The sequence below is a fragment of the Mycolicibacterium grossiae genome (assembly GCF_008329645.1).
Taxonomy (GTDB): domain Bacteria; phylum Actinomycetota; class Actinomycetes; order Mycobacteriales; family Mycobacteriaceae; genus Mycobacterium; species Mycobacterium grossiae.
In genome coordinates this window covers 1,798,472-1,817,292 of the sequence record NZ_CP043474.1, presented here as the reverse complement: position 1 = coordinate 1,817,292, position 18,821 = coordinate 1,798,472, and the positions used below count along the sequence as shown (strand labels likewise).

Sequence of the window (18,821 nt, the reverse complement as noted above, 5' to 3'; positions counted from 1 at the left end):
CGCGCTGCTACGCGACACTGAGCGGCAGACCAACGCTGGGTGACGAACCGTCGTCACCCAGCGGAGATCAGCGGCAGAAGATCAGGAAGCAGTTGGCGCCAGGAGCCTGGCCGCCGCCACCGGGACCGCCGTTGCCGCCCGAACCGCCACCACGCGGACCCTCGGACTCACCGCGGCCTCCCCCATTTCCGTTGCCACCGCCCTGCGAAGGCCACTGGAACTGCGGCTCGTCACCTCGCGAGGGACGCTGCGGCTGCTGGGGCTGCTGCTGCCAGGGCGGCTGCCATTGCGGCGGGTCGGGGTCCGGGTTCTGCTGCGGCGGCTGCCACGGCGACTGCCACGGCGGACGCTGCGGGTAGTCGTCGTCGCGCGGCGGACGCTGCGGCTGCGGCCACTGCTGCCACGGCGGCTGCCAGGGACGCTGCTGCGGCGGCTGCCAGATCGGGGGCACCGCGATCTGCGGCGGCAGGATCACCGGAGCCGGCACCACCGGGGCGACGGGCGCCGGGACGGGCGGTGCCTCCGGAACGGGCGGCGGCGCGGCGGGAGCCGGCGCCGGGGCCTGAGGGGGCTCGACGAAGACGGTCCGCGGCGGCGCGGCCGGGGCGGGCGCCTCCTGCACGACGGGAACCGGGGCCTTGATGGTCTCCGGGACGGGCGCCGGGGCAGCCGGCGGTGCGGCCTCCTGGACCGGCGGGGCCGCCGGCGGCGGCGCGAGGCTCGGCACGATGGCGGCCTGGCCGGGGTCGGGCCGCTGGTCGACGGTCGGGCGGATGCTCACGGCCAGCGAGATGACGAGCGCCACGACGCCCACCACGAAGATCGACGTCAGAGCACTGCCGACCAGCAGGAACGGCTTGCGTCCCTCGTCGCGCGGTGCGGCACCCGCGGCCAGCGCGACGTCGTCGTGCGCAAGGTCGCCGGGCGCAAGGTCGCCGGACGCAACGTCGTACGCGTCGTCGACCGCGCTGTAGGCCTCGTAGGCGCCGACGGCGGCGGCACCGGCTCCTGCTGCGGCTCCCACCGCTGCGACGCCGCCCGCGGGGGCCATCTGGGTCGCGGCACTGGCCAGATCGAAGCCGTTGCCGGCCGTCGGACCGTCCGGGTCGAGCGCGTAGGCGAGGCCGGCGGTGGTCGCGTCGTAGGCGGGCGCGTTGGCGGCCGCGAGCGCGGCGCCGCGCGCCAGGGCCAGCCCGGACTCCTCCGGCGCGTTGACGGGCATGCTGACCATGTCGGCGAGATGCGCCTTGACCGACGCGATGTCCACGCCGGCGCCGACGACGAACATGCCCTGCGGCGGTGTGCCCTGGGCCTCGACGGCGGCGACCATCTCGGTCAGCACGGCGAGGGCATCGGTGCTGTGCAGGCTGCGGCTGAGCACCTTGACGATCGAGCCGTCGTCGCTGCGCACCACCGACAGGGTGGCGTTGTCCCGGTCGAGGAAGAGCAGGCCGGTGCTGTCGTAGCCGACCGCGCGTCCGGCGGCTTGCGCCAGCGCCCCCGCCGCGTGCAGTTCCGACACGAGCATGACGTCGTCGATGCCGCGCGCAGCCAGGCCGTCGCGGACCGCGGCCGCTTCGGTGCGGTCACTCCACGTGACGCCGATGGCCTTCAGGGCGTGACCGCCCTCGGCGGCGCTCTCGCGCGTTCCGAGCACTGCCGAGACCAGCTGATCCGTGGCGGTCGAGGTTGCTGAACCGTCGCCGCCGGACACCTCGAAGGTGTCGTGGTCCACGATGGCGCCGTCGCCCTTCTCTCCTTCGACCAGCACCATGCGCACCGTCTTAGGTGTCAGTGACACACCAAGTACGATGTCCACCAGGCCCTCCAAAAAGTTTGCTACGCTGTCAACGTCACCGCCCCGACCATAGTCAACGCGAGCTGACGACTAGTTGTTTCATCGTCGTCACCAGCGCAGTCGTTACATCGGAAACCGTTAGCCACCATGGGCGATCGGTGACGGCCGGCACACGTCGACGAATCGATTCGACCCTACCCGCGCACGCCGCGGGGCGGCCAGGTCAATTCTCGTCGGCGGCTTCCCGGCGCTGCGGCCGCGGCGTCCCGAGATCACCGAGCGACGAGGGCCGCCGGGAGGACAGATGGCCGTGCACGCCCTCGGCGTATGCGGTCTCGGCGTGCTGGGTGAAGTCGACACCCGTCGTCTCGTCCTCGGCGCTGACGCGGAACCCGACGAGCCGGTCGATGAGCTTGGCGAGCCCGAACGAGACGGCGAAGGCGTAGGCCGCGACCACCACCGCGCCGAGTGCCTGCTTGCCCAGTTGACCGAAGCCGCCGCCGTAGAGGAGACCCTCCGGGCCGCCGGTCATGACCGCCGTGGCGAGGAAGCCGATGAGCAGCACGCCCACCACGCCGCCGACGAAGTGCACGCCGACGACGTCCAGGGAGTCGTCGTAGCCGAAGCGGAACTTCAGACCGATCGCGAACGAGCAGACCACGCCCGCGGCAAGGCCGACGATGACGGCGCCCAGCGTGTTGACCGTGCCGCAGGACGGGGTGATGGCCACCAGACCGGCGACCACGCCGGACGCCGCACCGAAGGTGGTGGGCCTGCCGTCGCGCAGCTGTTCGACGGTCAGCCAGCCCAGCATGCCGAGGCACCCGGCGACCAGGGTGTTGAGGAAGATCGCCGCGGCCGTGCCGTTGGCGGCCAGCGCGGAGCCGGCGTTGAAGCCGAACCACCCGAACCACAGCAGACCGACGCCGAGCAGGACGAACGGCAGGTTGTGCGGGCGCATGGCGTCGGTCTTGAAGCCGATGCGCGGGCCGAGCACCAGGGCGAGTGCCAATGCCGATGCGCCAGAGACGATCTCGACCACCAGGCCGCCCGCGTAGTCGAGCGCACCGAGGCGGAACAGCCAGCCACTCGGTGACCACACCCAGTGCGCGACGACGGCGTACACGGCGATGGTCCAGACGGGGACGAAGAGCACCCACGCCGCGAACTTCGCGCGGTCGGCGATCGCGCCGCTGATGAGGGCGGCGGTGATGATCGCGAAGGTCAGCTGGAAGGTGGCGAACAGCAGCTCGGGCACGCTGCCGTGCAGGGTGTCCGGCGCGATGCCGGCCATGCCGACGTGCCGAAGGCCGCCGATGAAGCCGCCGAATCCACCGCCGTCGAAGGCCAGCGTGTAGCCGAACAGCAGCCACGTCACGGTGACCAGCGGGATGGAGATGAAGCTCATCATGATCATGTTGAGCACGCCGGTGGTGCGGACCATGCCGCCGTAGAAGATGGCCAGGCCGGGCGTCATCAGGAGCACCAGGGCGGTGCTGGCCAGCAGCCAGGCGGTCGCGGCGGGGTCGAGTTCCTGCATCCGGCGAGAATGTCGCTCCCGCGTTTCCGCGGCGCGGCGATCGTGTTTCCGTCGTGTTTCGCGTTGCGGTGGCGTTACCGAATGCTCACCGTCTCAGTGCTGGACCCGCCTCAGCGCTTCACGAAGTTGAGGTACGACTTCGACGGCGTCGGCCCGCGCTGATTCTGGTACTTGGAGCCGGCCGCGGCGCTGCCGTAGGGATGCTCGGCCGGGCTCGACAGACGCAGCAGGCACAGCTGGCCGATCTTCATGCCGGGCCACAACGTGATCGGCAGGTTCGCGACGTTGGACAGCTCGAGGGTGATGTGGCCGCTGAACCCCGGGTCGATGAAGCCGGCCGTCGAGTGCGTCAGCAGGCCGAGGCGGCCCAGCGACGACTTGCCCTCCAGCCGCCCGGCCAGGTCGTCGGGCAGGCTGCAGCGCTCCAGCGTGGCGCCGAGGACGAACTCGCCGGGGTGCAGGACGAACGGCTCGTCCTCCTTGGGTTCCACCAGCGTGGTGAGGTCGTCCTGCCGGGTGGCGGGGTCGATGTGCGTGTAGCGGGTGTTGTTGAAGACGCGGAACAGGTTGTCCAGCCGGACGTCGACGCTGGACGGCTGGATCATGCCGTCGTCGAAGGGGTCGAGGCCAAGGCGGCCCGCGGCGATCTCGGCGCGGATGTCGCGGTCGGAGAGCAGCACGGCGACGAGCCTAACCGGGTCAGTAGGCACCGTGGCCGCGCAGCACCACGAGCACGGTGCGGCCGATGATGATCAGGTCCTGGGCCATCGACCAGTTCTCCACGTAGGAGAGGTCGAAGCGGGTGGCGTCCTCGGCCGAGAGGTCGGACCGCCCGCTCACCTGCCACAGCCCCGTGAGCCCCGGCCGCACCAGCAGGCGCCGGCGGACCAGGTCGTCGTAGGTGGTCACCTCGTGCGGGGACTGCGGCCGCGGGCCGACGACGCTCATGTCGCCGGCCAGCACGTTGTAGAACTGGGGCAGCTCGTCGATGCTGAACTTCCGCAAGACCCGGCCCACCCGCGTGACCCGCGGGTCGTCGCGCACCTTGAAGTACAGGCCGTCGTGTCCGGCGGCGGCGATCATGCCGGCCAGCTGCGCGTCGGCGCCGACGACCATGCTGCGGAACTTCAGCATGGCGAAGGACCTGCCGCCGAGGCCGATGCGCTCGGCACGGTAGAACACCGGACCGCGGCTGGTGGCCTTCACCGCGAGGGCCGCGAGCAGCAGCACGGGCGCGGCGCACAACAGCGCCGTGGCGGCGAACGCGACGTCGAACATGCGCTTGCCCCAGCGGTTGGCGTTGTCGTACTGCGGCTCGTCGATCAGCAGCATGGCCATGCCCGCGACGGGTTGGCTGCGGATGCGTTCGGCCGCGACGTCCATCAGGCCGGCGGCGACGATGAGGTCGATGCCGAGCGCTTCGAGGTCCCAGATGAGCCGTCGGATGGCTGGCGGGGTGAGGTGGTCGGTCGGCGAGAGTGCCACGGTGTCGGCGCCGCAGGCCCCCACGGCGTCGACGACGGCGTGGTCACTGCCGACGAAGCGCACCTCGTGGTCGCCGATGCGGAGCGGGTCCGATTGCGACGTACTCGCCGGCGTGCACAGTCCCACGACGTCGAAGCCCAGGCGGCGGTCGGTCACGAACTTCTCCGCGATGTCGACCGCGGCCGCCCGGCGACCGACCACCAGCAGCGCGGTCTGGTAGCGGCCGCGCGCACGCTGCCGGGAGGCGTAGGTCCGCCACAGCCGGCGGTTGGCCAAAAGCCCGAACAGCCCGACCGGCAGCGCCAGCGCGATGTAGCCGTTGGCCGGGTCGATGTTGAAGGCCAGCGACACGAACGCGATGCTGCTGAACAGCACCAGAGCCGAGGACACGACGCGGCGGTACTCCTCGGTGCCCTGGCCGAGGATGCGCCGCGAGCGACTGTCCAGGATCGCCAGCAGTGCGAGCCACGCCGCGGCGAGCACCGCGCCGACGATCGCGTAGTCGATGCCGGGCAGCACGTCCCACGCGAGTTCACGCTCGGTGCCGAAGAGGCCGAAGCGCACGCCGTCGGCGATCCCGAACGCCGCGCACACGACGGCGGCGTCGCTGAGGCGGAGGTGGCGCAGGTACTGCGCCTGCCACTGCTCACGCGGCGAGCGGTAGGGCCTCCGACGGGACCCCGGTACGTCGAGAACCACTCACCACCCGATCGCCGGACTGCTTGACGACGGAATCATCTCCTGCGTCAGTACTCGAGGTGGTCGAAACGGGAGAAGTGGTCGAGGTGCTACCCTCACTGCTCACCAGCGCCGATGTAGTTCAATGGCAGAACATCAGCTTCCCAAGCTGAATACGCGGGTTCGATTCCCGTCATCGGCTCCACGCGACAGACAGCCCACCGCGACGCCGCTCGCATCCGACCTTCACGCATGTGACGCTGGTCACAGCTTCTACGGCGGAGCGTTACGACTCCGCAAACACCGTCACGAGCGCTGTCCGCCCCGTTCGCGCTAGTCCCTGCCAGTTTTCGCACTGCGTCAGCTGTTCGCCCGTCGAGGGTGATGGTTCGAAATTTGCGATAGTGAGATGGGCTTTCAAATGCCCTAATGCGTTGCGCGCGTCGATGATTCGGGGCTTCGAACGTTTAGCCGGGAATGCGCCGGGAAGTCTGCGTCTCGAGCTCGGGGGTGAGCAACCGCTCGGGGTCACCCGGCTCGGGCAACACACGACACGACAACTGAGGAGCACGACATGCGCACGACGATCGCGATGGGGACGACCGCCCTGGCACTGCTGTTCGGCGGTGCCGGCGTAGCCCATGCCACCACCGAGCCCGCGCCCGCGCCGACCACGACCACCGTGGTTGCCGCCGACGAGGCGCAGGACGACGGCGACGACACCGGCCTGTGGGGCCTCACCGGCCTACTGGGCCTGCTCGGCCTCGCGGGGCTGAAGCGCCGCAAGGACACCGACCACCGCGTGGCCCCGGCCGGACCCGCCACCGGGACCGTGCCGCCGCGGGTCTAGGACGCACGCATGACGGCGGCCGGGTCTCGACCCGGCCGCCGTCGGCGTGTTCGGGGGACCATCGGGCACCATCGTCCGCACGGCCCCACGCAGCAGCGGGGAGGCCACGTCGACGAAGGACGGAACCATGGCACGCGTCTTCATCACCGGTGCCAATGGCTTCATCGGCCGCGCACTCGACGCCGGCTTCCGCAGCCGGGGACACGACACGCGTGGCGTCGACGTGGTCGCCGACCCGGCACGCGACGTCGTCGCGGGCGACGTCTCCCGACCGGGGGGCTGGCAGCAGGAGGCCGCCGAGGCCGACTGGATCGTCCACACCGCGGCGTTGGTGTCGAACAACCCCACCTTGGACGAGGCGTGGCGGGTCAACGTGCTCGGCACGCGCCACGTCCTCGACGCCGCTGCCCGCGGTCGGTGCACGCGCTTCCTGCACCTGTCCTCGGTCCGCGTGTTCTCCGACCTCTCATTCCCCGACGGCGTCGACGAGCGCCATCCGGTCCGTCCCGACGGCAACCCGTACGTCGACACCCGGGTGGCCTCCGAGCAGGTGGTCCTACAGGCACACGCCGCCGGCGAGGTCGTCGCCACCATCGTCCGCCCGGGCGACGTCTACGGGCCCGGGTCGCGGCCGTGGACGGTGCTGCCGGTGGAGATGATCAAGGCCAACCGCTTCGTGCTCCCCGCGATGGGCCGGGGCGTGTTCAGCCCCGTCTTCGTCGACGACCTCGCCGAGGGCATCCACGCCGCGATCGCCGCCGATGCCGCCGCCGGTGCGGTGCTGACCCTGTCCGGCGGCGTCGGAGTGACGTGCCGGGAGTTCTTCGGGCACTACTACCGCATGCTCGGCAGGCGCGGCCCGGTGGTCGCACCGACGCCGGTCGCCGTGTCCCTGGCGCGCGTCGTCCACGCCGCCCACCGGGCCTTTGGCCGCGACAGTGAAGCGAGCGTCACCTCGATCCGCTACCTCACCCGCACCGGCACGTACTCGATCGCCAGGGCGCGCAACCTGATCGGGTACGCGCCGTCGACCACGCTGACCGTCGGCATGCAGCGGACCGAGGCGTGGCTCGTCGAGCGGAGACTGATCTAAGAGCTAGGTTTCGCAGGCGATCCCGTCACCGTCGCGGTCGCCACCCGACCAGTAGTCGGGGTCACCCTGCGGAATGTCCCAGCGACCGTCCTGATGCGCCGCGGTGCAGTTCTTGTACGGACCCGCGGCCGCGGCGACGGGCGAGGCGCCGAGCGCGACGGCCCCGACGGCGGCAGCGGCGATGAGAAGGCGAACGAACACGCGAATCCCTGAATGACTGAGACGGTAGTTCCCCCGAAGCGGGGCAAACCTTATCGTCGCCAAGACGTCGGTGTACGTGGAATCAGCGAAAATTATCGTCGGCGTCACTCATGACACTCGACGTCGCCAACACCCCCCGTCACCCGTCGCGGTGGCGGATCAGCGTCCAGTGGTTCCCGTCGCCGTCGCGCCGGTAGGCCAGCTCGTCGAGGACGCGGTGAGCGATGGCCAGGCCACGCCCGCGCTCGGACATCGCGTCGGGCAGCTCGAACGACCCGACCTCCGTCGGCGCCACGTGTCCGTCGTCGTGGAAGGTCACCCGAACCGCATCCGGCAGCCACTCCGCGGCCATGCGTAGGTGCACCGGACGCCCGGCGCCGGAGTGTTCGACGATGTTCGCGGCGATCTCCCCGACCGCGAGGTCGACGTGCATCCGCACCACGTCGGAGACGTCGTGGGTCGACCACAGCTCGTCGAGCAGTCGCTGCACGTCGTCCAGAGTGTCTGAGCCGGTGGTCGTTTCGAGGACCAGCGGCGGTTCAGGTGGCGCCATCGAACGCCTCGTCGGCCGAATCGTAGGCCCGCAGCACGCGATCGAGGTTGGTCAGCTCCAGCACGGTGACGACCTGGCGCGTCGGTGCCGCGATGCGCAGGTCGCCGCCGGCCTGGCGGGCCGCCTTCAAACCGGAGATCACCGCCCCGAGTCCGGACGAGTCGATGAAGTCGGTTCCGCTGAGATCCACCACCACCCGCGTGTTGCCCTCGTCGACCAACCGGTGCAGCTCCTTGCGCAGGGCCGGTGCCACCACCATGTTGACGCGGCCCTCCGGTCGCACGACGGTCACACCGTTTCCGGTCGTCCGACTGGCGAATTGGCTCATCACACTCCTTCGTCCTGAAATCCGCGGTAGCGCACCGCCTGAAAGACCACGCTGAGGATGACGAGGTCGAACATCACCCAGAACAGGTTGACGCCCACACCGAGCACCGAGATGGCCCCGAAGTACAGCTGGACGATGCCGATCGCCGACGCCACCACCAGCACCCCCATGGCGACCAGTTGCCACTTGATCAGGTGCCACGGCACGGCGCCCGCCTCCTGGCGCGTCTTCGGCGTCACCGCGAACCCCAGGGGCCGGTCGAAGTACACGTTGCGAAAGGCCGTGACGCACGCGCGAATCCACACCGGGAACAGCGCCAAGCTGTACTGCTGACCGCGCCACGTGGGTGTCCCACGGCTGATCACGATGAACATCAGCTGATTGAGCACCAGGAACGGGATGAGGCGACCGAAGAAGTCCCAGCTGTAGGCCGTCACCGGCATGATGCCGAGGATCAGGTAGATGGCCGGCGCCGCGATGTAGGCGAGCGCGGCGAACCCGGCGAGGTAACTCCACATCGTCGCCCAGTACATGAGTCGCTGCCCGATCGAGAGGCCCCGCTGCACCAGCGGGTTCTCCTTGAGCATCACCTGAATCGTGCCCTGCGCCCAGCGGAGTCGCTGCGTCAGCATCGTGCGCACGTCGTCGGGCGCCAGACCACGGGCGAGGATCTCGTGGTGGTAGGCCGAGCGCCACCCCATCGCGTGCAGCCGCATGCACGTCGCCATGTCCTCGGTGACCGAGATCGTGGCCATCGGCAGCATGGGCTGGGCCTCGTCGTCGCGCCCCACGTCGACCGCGCGGATCATCGCGCTGATCGACTCGAGGGCACCCAGGGGCGACCACTCGCGCCCGGCCAGGGTCTGCAACGCCTCGTCGTCGAAGATCACGGTGGTGGCGACCGTCTCCGGATCCCCACCGAGCGCCGCGATGGCCTCCAGATCGGCGCGCATGGACGACACGTCGGCATCGACGATCGACCGCGCCGCCGCGTCGACCCGCGCCTGGAACTCATACGTGATGTCCGCCAACGGTTCTCGATCGCGCATCCGCCGTCGTGCGTCCCGTACCGCCTGACGCACGGAGTCGAGCGCCGCCGAGACCTCCGGCGCCTCCGTCCCCACCTGCTCGTCGGCCTGGTCGAGCATCTTGCGGGCGGTGTACAGCGTGCGCTTCACGCCCTCCTCGATGGCCTGCACGTAGCCACGCACGCCGAGCTGGATCAGGGCCTCGCGCCGCAACACCGCATTCGACCCGCAGAAGTACGCGGCGTTCCAGCCGTCCTTGCCCTGCTGGATGGGGCCGTAGAACAGCGGCGCCTGACTGCCGAGCGGATCTCCCGTCGGCACGTTGTGGAAGTACTGCGGTGTCTGCACCGATGCCATCCGGGGGTCGCGGAAGTAGCCCAGCGTGTGCGTCAGCAATTCGGGCTCGGGCACCTGGTCCGCATCGAGGACCACGATGTACTCCCCGGACGTCTCGAACAGGGCGTTGTTGAGATTGCCGGCCTTCGCGTGCCGCGGCTTGTCGGTCCACTGTGCCGAGCGGGTGATGTAGCCGATCCCCTTGGCGGCGGCCGCCTCGGCCAATTCCCGGCGGTCACCGTCGTCGAGAATCCACGTCTCGTGGGGCCAGGCCATCCGCTGCGCCGCCTCAGCGGTCTCGAGCACCATCTCGATCGGTTCGTTGTAGGTCGTCACGAGGACGTCGACGGTGGCGTCCTCGGGCGGCGGCGGGGGTGGTGACCGGCGGAGCATCCGCCACATCGTCAGCGCGAACAGTTGCGAGTCGATGAGGCTGTAGGTCTCGGCGATCACCAGCGGCACCGCGATCCACCACGCCGACCAGTTCACCGAGGCGAACCAGCGCCACACGATGTAGTTGAGGCCACACAGCGTGGTCGCGATGATGAGCAGGCGCATCCACACCGAGGGGTACTGCCCCTGCGAGACGTCGCCGAGTCGGTGCCGATCGCTCACGCCGGCTCCCGCCGCACGGCGACCAGGGTGACGTCGTCGAGCGGCGCGCACTCACCGACCATGGCCCGCGCACGCGCACACAGCTCCGCCGGTTCGGGGTGCCGAGCGGCGAAGGCCAGGGCGGGCCGGACGTCACTGCCGTCGCCGATCAGATCGAGCACGCCGTCCGAAGCGATCAGCAGGGTGTCGCCCGGTTCGAGGACCACCTCCGACGACGTCCAGACGTCCCCCGCCAGCACTCCGAGCGGCAGGTCGGTACCGCCGAGCGGCACCACCGTTCCCGACCGACGGACGACCGCGGCGAAGCCATGCCCGGCGTCCACGTAGCGGACCGTTCCGTCGGCGGCGTCGAGCGTCGCGTGGAAGAGCGTGACGAAGGTGCCGGTGCTGTCCAGGTCGTCGGCCAACTGCTCGGCCACCACCCCGACGACGTCGGCGACGTCGGCGTCGGCGCCCACCGTCTGCACCGCCTGGGACGCGGCGCGCAGGGCGGAACGCACACTGGCGGCGAGGATCGCCGCGCCCAGTCCCTTGCCCATGACGTCGGCCACCGTGAACGTCGCACCGCGAGTCACCCGGTAATGGTCGTAGAAATCGCCGCCGACCGCGTGCGCCGGAAGGCAGAGCGCGCACACGCTGTAGCCGGGAAGGTCGCCGAGTGGCCGCGGCAACAGCTGCTTCTGGATGTCGGCCGCGCGCTCGAGGTCGTCGGAGTTCTCCAGCTCCCGCTGCGCCCAGGCCGCCAACTCCTTGAACGCCGTCAGCTCACCGTCCGACAGTGAGCGCGGTTCGGTGTCGTAGATGCAGAACGTCCCGACGGCGTGCTCGCCGGGACCGTAGAGCGGATAGCCGGCGTAGAACCGGATCCCGCCGTCGCCGCCGATCCCGGGGACCTGCGCGAACTCCGACTTCGCGGCGTCCTCCAGGATCAAGGCGGGCTCCGCCGGTCGTTCGTAGCTGCGCACGATCGTGGCCTGGCACACGGAGTTGCTGCGGGTGGTCTCGGGACCGAGGTTCATGCCGTCCGCCTGCTTGAACCACTGCCGGTCGCGGTCGATGAGGTTGACCGAGGCCATCGGGACGCCGAACACGCACCGCGCCATCCGGGTGATGCGTGCGAACCGGTCCTCCGGCGGCGAGTCGAGCAGCTGCAACTGCTCCAGTGATCGGACGCGCGCGTCTTCGACGTCGTCGGGAAGCACGAACCGCTGCCCCAATTCGACGGTCATGCCCGTACCCCCTCCGTCTCCCTCGATGGCCAGACGTCACGCAGCGCGCGCGCCGTTCGTTCCGAGCTGGCGATGCGCCAGTCGGTCTCCTTGTCGTGCTCGAACCAGACGAACCCTTCGACGTCGGGCTGCCGCTGCAGGTAGCGGACGAAGCTCTCGATCCACCGGGCCTTGCACCCGCCCGCTTCGGCACAGCCGACCTCCGTCACCAGGATCGGCTTGGCGGGCGCGAGTGCACGCAGCGCCGCAAACGTCGCATCGAAGACGCCCTCGGGCTCGGTCCACGTCGTCCACGCCCGTGAAGTACCCCAGTTGTAGCCGTCCACGCCCAAGACGTCGACGTATTCGTCGCCCGGGTACCACGGCGCGAGGTCGGACGAATCGTCGAGCACGGCGTTTGGCGACCACACCCAGCTAACGGCATCCGCGCCGCGATTGGTGAACACCGCGTGCACGTGGCGCCAGGCGTCGACGTAGGTCGCCGCGGGGGTCCCGCCGGCCGCCGACCACGGATACCACTGGCCGTTGAACTCGTGCGCGAACCTCAGGTGCACGGGCCTTCCCCAGCTCCGCAGGGTGTCGGCCCAACGGTGCAGGAGTCCGTCGTGACGTCCCGCCGCGATCGCCGACAGGCTGACCGGCACGTGGCCGGAGGTGCCCTGCTGCGCCCAGTGCCAGGGCTCCCAGGTGAGGATCGGTAACGCATCGTGGTCGGCCGCGGCCTGGAGGTGCGCGAGCGGGACGTCGGGCCGGAAGTCGACGAAGAACAGCGACCACCGTGGCGGGCGGCCGGCCGCGGTCGTGACGTCGCGCCACTCGCGGCCGTCGAGCAGACCCGACGGAACGCTGACGCCGAACCCCAGCCCGTTCGTCATCGTCTCCCCATCGACGGCCTACCGCGTCCGTCAATTGTGCCGACCCCGCGCCCGCCCCGCTCGGCATTCGGCGGCGTCGCGTCCCGGCTACCCGAACCGCAGCTCCCCCGCAGGCAGGGCCGCCACCCCGCCGTGGGCGAAGGCGGCCCAGGCCGACCGCATCCGCTCGCCGAGCGCCTCGTCGGGCCCGCGCGCGCGGCCGAGCATCGGCGCGTCCGCCCACGTCTGCGGCGTGCCGAACAGGTGCGGCAGCTCGATGCAGTGGCACGCCCCGAGGGGGGTGTCGCCCGGGGCCCAGTCGACGCGGTAGGTGCCCACCCGACCGCCGTTCGCCCGCCAGTCCGCCGCGAAGGCCTCTGCGCCGCGGCCGAAGATGCGCGCCGTCACCGGACGTCGCGCCACCCGGATCGCCTGGCGCCGCACGAAGTCCGAACGCAGGCGCGCCACCCGGGGCTGCAGCGCCACGAACGGCGCACCGTCGTCGCGCGTGTAGCCGATCAGCAGCTCGACCCGCTGCGCTGCCTCGGCGAAGCGCGCCGCCAACTCGTCGGCGCGGGGCAGCGGCCGACGTCCCATCCGCGGCGCGAACGCCATACCGCCGAGCGTCGAGAAGCGCTGCGCCGCAACGACCGCGGCCGCCTCGGCTTCGAGCAGCCGGCCGGCGCCCACGTCGCGGGGCGACGCTCCGCCGAGCGACGCGCTCATCGCGGCCTGCATCGCCGCGGCCATGTCGGCCCGGCCCCGCGCCACCTCCGCGGTGCCCGTGCCCACCCCAAGCGGGGCGCTCTGCGCGATCGCGCGGTGGAACAGCCCCTCGGCGCCGTCGCACACCATCAGCGCCAGCACGGAGTCGCCGCCCGCGGACTGCCCGAACACCGTCACGTCGTCGGGGTCACCGCCGAAGGCACGGACGTTGCGCTGCACCCACTGCAGCGCCAGCAGCTGGTCGCGCAGCCCGATGTTGTCGTCGGCCTCGGCCTCGTTCGGCGCCAGGTAGCCGAAGATGCCCAGCCGGTAGGTCACGGTGACCACCACGACGCGACCGTCGTGAGCCAGCCGGGTCGGGTCGTACTTCGCCGACTCGCCGCCGCCCGCCACGTACGCGCCGCCGTGGAACCACACCATGACCGGCAGCCGGTCGGCGTCCTGCGGCGCGGTCACCGACAGCACCAGACAGTCCTCGTCGACGCGCAGGTCGCGCAGCACCGGTCCGGTGACGAAGTCCAGCCGACCGATCCGCTGCGGGCACGCCGGTCCCGGTCGGGTGGCGTCGCGCGGCGCCGACCAGGGGTCGACGGGGCGCCCGGCCTCGAATCGCACGGCCCGGCCGTACGGCAGACCGCGGGCGCGCAGCACGCCGTCGCGTACCTCGACGTCGATGGGGCCGTCGCCCAGCGTGATCTCCACGCCAGCGAACCTAGACCGCGTCAGCGGTAGTACAGCTCCCCGCCGGTCGGATAGCCGCCGCCGGTGGTGGTGACGTGCACGTGGTCGAAGTGGCCCGCGCCGCCACCCGACGGTCCGCCGGGCGTGTAGTAGACGCCACGCCAGATCGCGTCCTGCATGCCGAAGCGCTTCGCGTTCTTGATCACGAACCGGACGATCTCGTTCCCCAGGGCGATGCCCGACGGCGAGCCGGGATTCGGGATCGTCACGTCCAACGCCAGCCCATTGGGATGCCAGGGCAGGGGGTCGGCGCGCACGCCACCGATGTCGGTGATCTCAGGGAAGGCCGCGCTGATCGCCCGCGCCGCGAGGATGGTTCGCACCTGCAGACCGCTCTCGGGCGCGTCGCCGGCCGGGAGCAGCTCGGGAGGTTTGACCGCGACCCGCCAGCGCGATGCGGCCACCACCTGGCCGGCCTGCGTCGTCACGTTCGCGACCGGGACGACGGCGTCCGGGGCCGCGGGCTGTTCGGCCGCCACGACCTCCAAGCAGCACGGCGTGGGATCGACGGGCGGCGGCGCCGCCCGAACCATCTCGGGTGGCCGCGGGTGGACGTCACCGGCGGAGGCGAGGAAGACCGCGACGGGTCCCAGGACGGCGGCGGCGACCACCGACGACGTGCGCCGCTTGCTGGCCATGGCGTGTCGCCCCATCGCAGACACCTGACGTTCGGGTCGGGTGCCGGCGGGCGACTCCCGAGATCGGACCGTGCGCTTCTCGTTACGGAACCGTGATCTTAGCCGGACTCAGGATCGTGGCGCAACGGTTTGCGCAGGTCACACGGAGACCACGTCAGGAGCAGCCGTCTCGACGGGGGCCGGCCGAGTATTGCGGGTCGACCGCACTCGCGGCCGCGGCGAGCGCACCAGGAGGTCGCGCCAGCGGGTGGACCGGTCGGGCGCCACCGCGCGGCGGAGTTGCGCCATCTCGCGCACGACGGCCTCCACCTGGTCGGGCTCGGCGTGCTGGGCGAAGGTCGACCGGTCCCACCACATCATCGCGGTCTCGTAGCGCTCGTCCGGGTACGGCGTCGGCGGGATCGGCGCGATGACACCGCCGGAGGATCCCCACTGGTCGAGGATGTGCGCCGCCGACGTCGCCATGCAGGACTGGACGTTCGAGACGGCCATGGCGTGGAACATGCAGCGCGCGATCATCTTCGTGCGGTGCCGCCCGGTCGCGGAGTTCTTGGCCAGCCAGGCCGTCTTGATCTCGAGCACCCCGTCGGGGATGCGCTCGGCCAGCATCGCCCGCACCTGCGCCTCGCCCGGCTGACCGGCCCACTCCACGGTCGCGTGCGCCTCGTCGGGGGACCGCAGCGGCCCCTTGGCGCGTACCCCGCCCACCACCGTGCCCTCGATGTCGGTGAGCGCCCAGAACAGGGCCGTGTCGGCCGCACAGCCGGCCGGGTCGGGATCGACGGCGTCCGAGACGCCGAATCGGGCGTAGCTGGCGACCGCGCCGCGGTGGTACTTCGCGAACAACTCGGGTTCGGCGGAGGGGGTGGCCATCACCATCGAGCACTCCGCGAGGGAGTCCCACAGGGCGATGCGGGTGACGGCGGCGAACGCCGTCCGTGCCGGTGCGACATCCGTGATCGACACGGGTCTCCTCTCGCGACGCGGGCTCCAGTGGGCTACGGATTCGTACCCGACGTCCGACTCCATAGCTATACCATACTTTTAGTATTTCTAGCCGAGGAGCAGGTTCTTCCGCGCGTGGGTAACGTTTCAGCAACGCATGTGGGGTAGTGATGACACGGCTGGCGGGGCCGTGGGCTGCACGGACGCGCGAGACGCCGCCTCGCTCAGCGACGGACCCTTCGCAGGGAACTTGGCGAGGACGTCTGCGCCGGAGAAGCCAACGGTCACCGACCCAGCACGCGTAGTACTGGCGAAGAAACGACGGCCACGCTAATTCTCGGCGGCGCGAGTGTCGGCATGCATCTATGCCTCTGCGCTGCGTCAGTCGGGTAGGGTGAGTGCTTCGACCGCACACTTTCGAACAATGGGCAAACTTTTGGGCTCGGTGCGCGCGCCTTCGTAGCAAAGATCGAGGCGACGTGGGCGGCGCGCCGGGGTGTCGGGGATGGAATGGTGACTGCGCGGTTCGGGTGCCGATGAGACACCGCGAACGTTTCGTCGGGGACGAGGACCCCAGCACGGGTCCCGTCCCCATCGACGCCACCCTCAACGACGTCGGCCCGGGACCACCTCGTCGAAACGGTCCCTCACGCGGACTTCCGCAGGACCGTCCTCGGGACCTCCACGATGGCCTTCCGCAAGGCCATCGCAACGGCCACCACAACGGCCGGCGGCTGCCGCCGGCACCGCCGCCTCCAGCGCCGGCGCGCCCCGGCGTGGAGGTCACGGGCGAATCGTCGATCCATGGCAACGCGCTCGCCCAGGTGCTCGACCATGGCCCCGACGCGATCTGCATCCACCAGGACGGGACCGTGGTCTTCGTCAACGCCGTCGCCACCCGCTGGTTGGGCGCGCGCACCCGGCAGGAGGTCATCGGCCACGCAGTGTCGCGCCTGCTGCACCCGCGGTCGATCGCCGCGGTCCTCGCGGGCACCGCGCCGTTGCGCCGCCCCGGGGACGTGGCCGCACCCGTCCGCGCGACGGTCGTCCGCATCGACGGCAGTGAGGTCGACGTGGAGGCGCTGTCGACCCTCACCACCTGGGGTGGCGCGGCGGCGTACCAGCTGATCCTGCGCGACCTCACCGAACGGCGCGCCACCCACGACGCCCTGGCACACCGGGCCGCACTGGTCGACCACGCGGCCGACGCCGTCGTCTCGGTCACCCCCGCCGGCATGGTGACGAGCTGGAACCCGGCGGCCGAGCGCATCTACCGGCGTCCGGCGCACCGCGCGCTGGCCCAACCCCTCGACGTCGCCGTCGGCGCCCGCGTCGACGTGGCAGCGATCGCCGCCGGGGACGACGCCGTGCACGCCACCCACTACGCCCTGGACGGCACCCCGCGCGCCGTGCGCGTCACCGCCGCGTCGTACGACAACGGGTACGTCCTGGTCTGTGCCGACGAGACGGCGCTGAGCCGCGCCACGCGCAATCTGCGCACCGTCGTCAACGCGCTGCAGGAAGGCGTGGTGGTGGTCGACCGCAACGGCTGGGTGCTCACCATCAACCCATCGGCATGCCGCATCCTCGGGCTCTCCGACGACGACGTCGACCACGGCGAGACACTGCGCGGGCTGACGGTCTACGACGCCGACGGCGGTCTGCTGCAGCTCGCGCAGCGGCCGGTGGCGCGGACCTTCGCCACCGGTCTGCCCACGCTCAACCGCATCTTCGGCCTCGACCGCCCCGACGGACGGAAGGTCTGGGTGTCGGCGAGCTGCCAGCTGCTGCACCCCGACGCCCGCGACACCTCTCCGGCGCTGGTGTCGTTCACCGACATCACCGCCCAACGAGAGGCCACCGACCGGCTCGCGTTCCAGGCCGCGCACGACGCGCTCACCGGCCTGCCCAACCGCGCCCACATCATGGCCACCATCGACGCGCTGCACCGTGATGCCGGCCTGCTGCGCGCCGTGCTGTTCATCGACATCGACGACCTCAAGACCGTCAACGACACCCACGGCCACGACGTCGGCGACGTCGTGCTGAAGGAGATCGCGCGGCGGCTGTGCACCGCGGTCCGCGAGGACGACATCGTCGGCAGGCTCGCCGGCGACGAGTTCGTGGCCCTGCTCATCGGCGAGCTGCGCGACGGCGCAGTCGACCGGCTGGTGGAGCGCATCCGCCGCGTGCTCACCGAACCCATCACGCTGACCGGCGGCATGTTGCGCCTCGGAGCCAGCATCGGCGTCATCGACACCGACCCGCACGACGACCGCGGCGCCGCAGAACTGCTGCGCGACGCCGACGTCGCCATGTACGCCGCCAAGGCCACCGGCAGGCAGGTCAGCGTGTTCCACGAACACTGACCCGCCGCGCATCTGGCAAGCTGCCTGGCGATGACCGACGTCGAGCAGTGGCTCCGCGACCAGTGCGCCGACTACGGCTGGGGCCTGGGCGGGGTGTTCCGCAGCCGCGGGGACCACGCGTGGCCGCTGGTCGCCGCCGACGCCGAGGACCTGCTGGCCCAGCTGGTGGCCGGCGGCCACATCCTGCCGCTGCCCAAGGAGCCCGCGGCGCTGGCCAACGTGCTGGAGGTCGGCATCGTCAGCTTCCTGATGGACCGCGCCGCCGACCTTCCCGGCGCCACCGCGGCGCGCGGCACCGAACGCGGCTACCCCGACGTCGAGTTCGGCGGCGAGGCGTTCGGCGGCGGCTTCCACGCCGTGGACATCAAGGTGGCCCGCCGTGCCGTCGGCGCGCGCGGCAACCCGCTCCCCCGCACGCAGAGCCGCATCACGCTCTACACCGGCAACACCTACTTCCGGCACCCGAAGATCTCGTTCCCCGGCGTCATGCGGCCGTTCGCCGAATACGCCTCGCACCTCGACGTGCTGGGCATCTACACCCTCGACGAGACCGCACCGGGGCGGGTCGCCGACCTCGAGCTGATCGTGCAGCAGCCCTGGCGCATCGCCAGCAGGCACCGCTCGTCGACTACCCGCGAGTACATCGGCGCCGTCGACAAGATCGACGATCTGCGCGCCGGGCGCGGCGAGTTCGACACCGAGGCCGACTTCTACTCCTACTGGCGGCGCTACCCGTTCAAGACCGCCCGCGCCGTCGAGCTGCTGCTCGCCAAGGAACTCGACCGGTAGGCCCGCGCCGCGGTCTTGACCGGTT

The 18,821-nt window shown here is 71.0% G+C and carries 17 protein-coding genes and 1 tRNA gene; 5 read left to right on the top strand and 13 right to left on the bottom strand.

Going from position 1 to position 18,821, the window contains the following annotated elements:
• Window positions 1-67: 67 nt before the first annotated feature.
• The 4 genes from FZ046_RS27330 to FZ046_RS08690 all read right to left on the bottom strand — a co-directional run bounded on the left by FZ046_RS27330 (window position 68) and on the right by FZ046_RS08690 (window position 5,522).
• The gene (locus FZ046_RS27330; RefSeq protein ID WP_170292413.1) at window positions 68-1,819 is read right to left on the bottom strand and encodes a DUF7159 family protein; all 1,752 of its coding nucleotides are present in this window, start codon (window positions 1,817-1,819) and stop codon (window positions 68-70) included.
• A gap of 202 nt (window positions 1,820-2,021) precedes the next feature.
• The gene (locus FZ046_RS08700; protein WP_070354902.1) at window positions 2,022-3,338 is read right to left on the bottom strand and encodes an ammonium transporter; all 1,317 of its coding nucleotides are present in this window, start codon (window positions 3,336-3,338) and stop codon (window positions 2,022-2,024) included.
• Between the two features lie 110 nt (window positions 3,339-3,448).
• Entirely contained in the window at window positions 3,449-4,018 is a 570-nt protein-coding gene (gene dcd, locus FZ046_RS08695) for a dCTP deaminase (protein ID WP_070354901.1), read from the bottom strand.
• A gap of 19 nt (window positions 4,019-4,037) precedes the next feature.
• A complete protein-coding gene (locus FZ046_RS08690; protein WP_070354900.1) occupies window positions 4,038-5,522 on the bottom strand; it encodes a sugar transferase in 1,485 nt (494 codons plus the stop codon).
• A 110-nt stretch (window positions 5,523-5,632) separates the two neighbouring features.
• On the opposite strand from FZ046_RS08690, the gene FZ046_RS08685 reads away from it, so the two are divergent.
• From FZ046_RS08685 to FZ046_RS08675, 3 genes are all read left to right on the top strand, one after another.
• Window positions 5,633-5,706, top strand: a tRNA-Gly gene (locus tag FZ046_RS08685).
• 369 nt (window positions 5,707-6,075) lie between these two features.
• Window positions 6,076-6,351 carry a WGxxGxxG family protein gene (locus FZ046_RS08680; protein WP_070354899.1) on the top strand — a complete coding sequence of 92 codons (276 nt, stop codon included), beginning with the start codon at window positions 6,076-6,078 and terminating at the stop codon, window positions 6,349-6,351.
• 127 nt (window positions 6,352-6,478) lie between these two features.
• Window positions 6,479-7,444, top strand: coding sequence for an NAD-dependent epimerase/dehydratase family protein (locus tag FZ046_RS08675; RefSeq protein ID WP_070354909.1), 966 nt, complete (start codon window positions 6,479-6,481; stop codon window positions 7,442-7,444).
• 3 nt (window positions 7,445-7,447) lie between these two features.
• On the opposite strand, the gene FZ046_RS08670 is transcribed toward FZ046_RS08675, so the two are convergent.
• The 9 genes from FZ046_RS08670 to FZ046_RS08630 form a co-directional block, all read right to left on the bottom strand.
• Window positions 7,448-7,645, bottom strand: a complete 198-nt coding sequence (locus FZ046_RS08670) for an excalibur calcium-binding domain-containing protein (protein ID WP_070354898.1) — start codon at window positions 7,643-7,645, stop codon at window positions 7,448-7,450.
• Window positions 7,646-7,784: 139 nt separating this feature from the next.
• Window positions 7,785-8,198, bottom strand: coding sequence for an ATP-binding protein (locus FZ046_RS08665; protein WP_070354897.1), 414 nt, complete (start codon window positions 8,196-8,198; stop codon window positions 7,785-7,787).
• Window positions 8,185-8,526, bottom strand: a complete 342-nt coding sequence (locus tag FZ046_RS08660; RefSeq protein ID WP_070354896.1) for an STAS domain-containing protein — start codon at window positions 8,524-8,526, stop codon at window positions 8,185-8,187. The genes FZ046_RS08665 and FZ046_RS08660 overlap by 14 nt, the downstream gene beginning before the upstream one ends.
• Window positions 8,526-10,448, bottom strand: a complete 1,923-nt coding sequence (locus FZ046_RS08655; RefSeq protein WP_070354908.1) for a glycosyltransferase — start codon at window positions 10,446-10,448, stop codon at window positions 8,526-8,528. The genes FZ046_RS08660 and FZ046_RS08655 overlap by 1 nt, the downstream gene beginning before the upstream one ends.
• 53 nt (window positions 10,449-10,501) lie before the next feature.
• Window positions 10,502-11,734: a GAF domain-containing SpoIIE family protein phosphatase gene (locus tag FZ046_RS08650; protein ID WP_070354895.1), complete on the bottom strand. Its 1,233-nt coding sequence runs from the start codon at window positions 11,732-11,734 to the stop codon at window positions 10,502-10,504.
• Window positions 11,731-12,609 carry a glycoside hydrolase family 26 protein gene (locus tag FZ046_RS08645; protein ID WP_070354894.1) on the bottom strand — a complete coding sequence of 293 codons (879 nt, stop codon included), beginning with the start codon at window positions 12,607-12,609 and terminating at the stop codon, window positions 11,731-11,733. The genes FZ046_RS08650 and FZ046_RS08645 overlap by 4 nt, the downstream gene beginning before the upstream one ends.
• Before the next feature lie 87 nt (window positions 12,610-12,696).
• Window positions 12,697-14,016, bottom strand: coding sequence for a carboxylesterase family protein (locus FZ046_RS08640; protein WP_070354893.1), 1,320 nt, complete (start codon window positions 14,014-14,016; stop codon window positions 12,697-12,699).
• A 20-nt stretch (window positions 14,017-14,036) separates the two neighbouring features.
• Window positions 14,037-14,708, bottom strand: coding sequence for a VldE C-terminal domain-containing protein (locus FZ046_RS08635; protein WP_070354892.1), 672 nt, complete (start codon window positions 14,706-14,708; stop codon window positions 14,037-14,039).
• 123 nt (window positions 14,709-14,831) lie between these two features.
• Entirely contained in the window at window positions 14,832-15,659 is an 828-nt protein-coding gene (locus tag FZ046_RS08630; RefSeq protein WP_070354891.1) for a hypothetical protein, read from the bottom strand.
• Window positions 15,660-16,414: 755 nt separating this feature from the next.
• Here FZ046_RS08630 and FZ046_RS08625 point away from each other — a divergent pair.
• Together FZ046_RS08625 and FZ046_RS08620 are read left to right on the top strand one after the other, a co-directional pair.
• The gene (locus tag FZ046_RS08625; protein ID WP_070354890.1) at window positions 16,415-18,007 is read left to right on the top strand and encodes a diguanylate cyclase; all 1,593 of its coding nucleotides are present in this window, start codon (window positions 16,415-16,417) and stop codon (window positions 18,005-18,007) included.
• Between the two features lie 30 nt (window positions 18,008-18,037).
• Window positions 18,038-18,796 carry a type II restriction endonuclease gene (locus FZ046_RS08620; RefSeq protein WP_070354889.1) on the top strand — a complete coding sequence of 253 codons (759 nt, stop codon included), beginning with the start codon at window positions 18,038-18,040 and terminating at the stop codon, window positions 18,794-18,796.
• Window positions 18,797-18,821 lie beyond the last annotated feature (25 nt).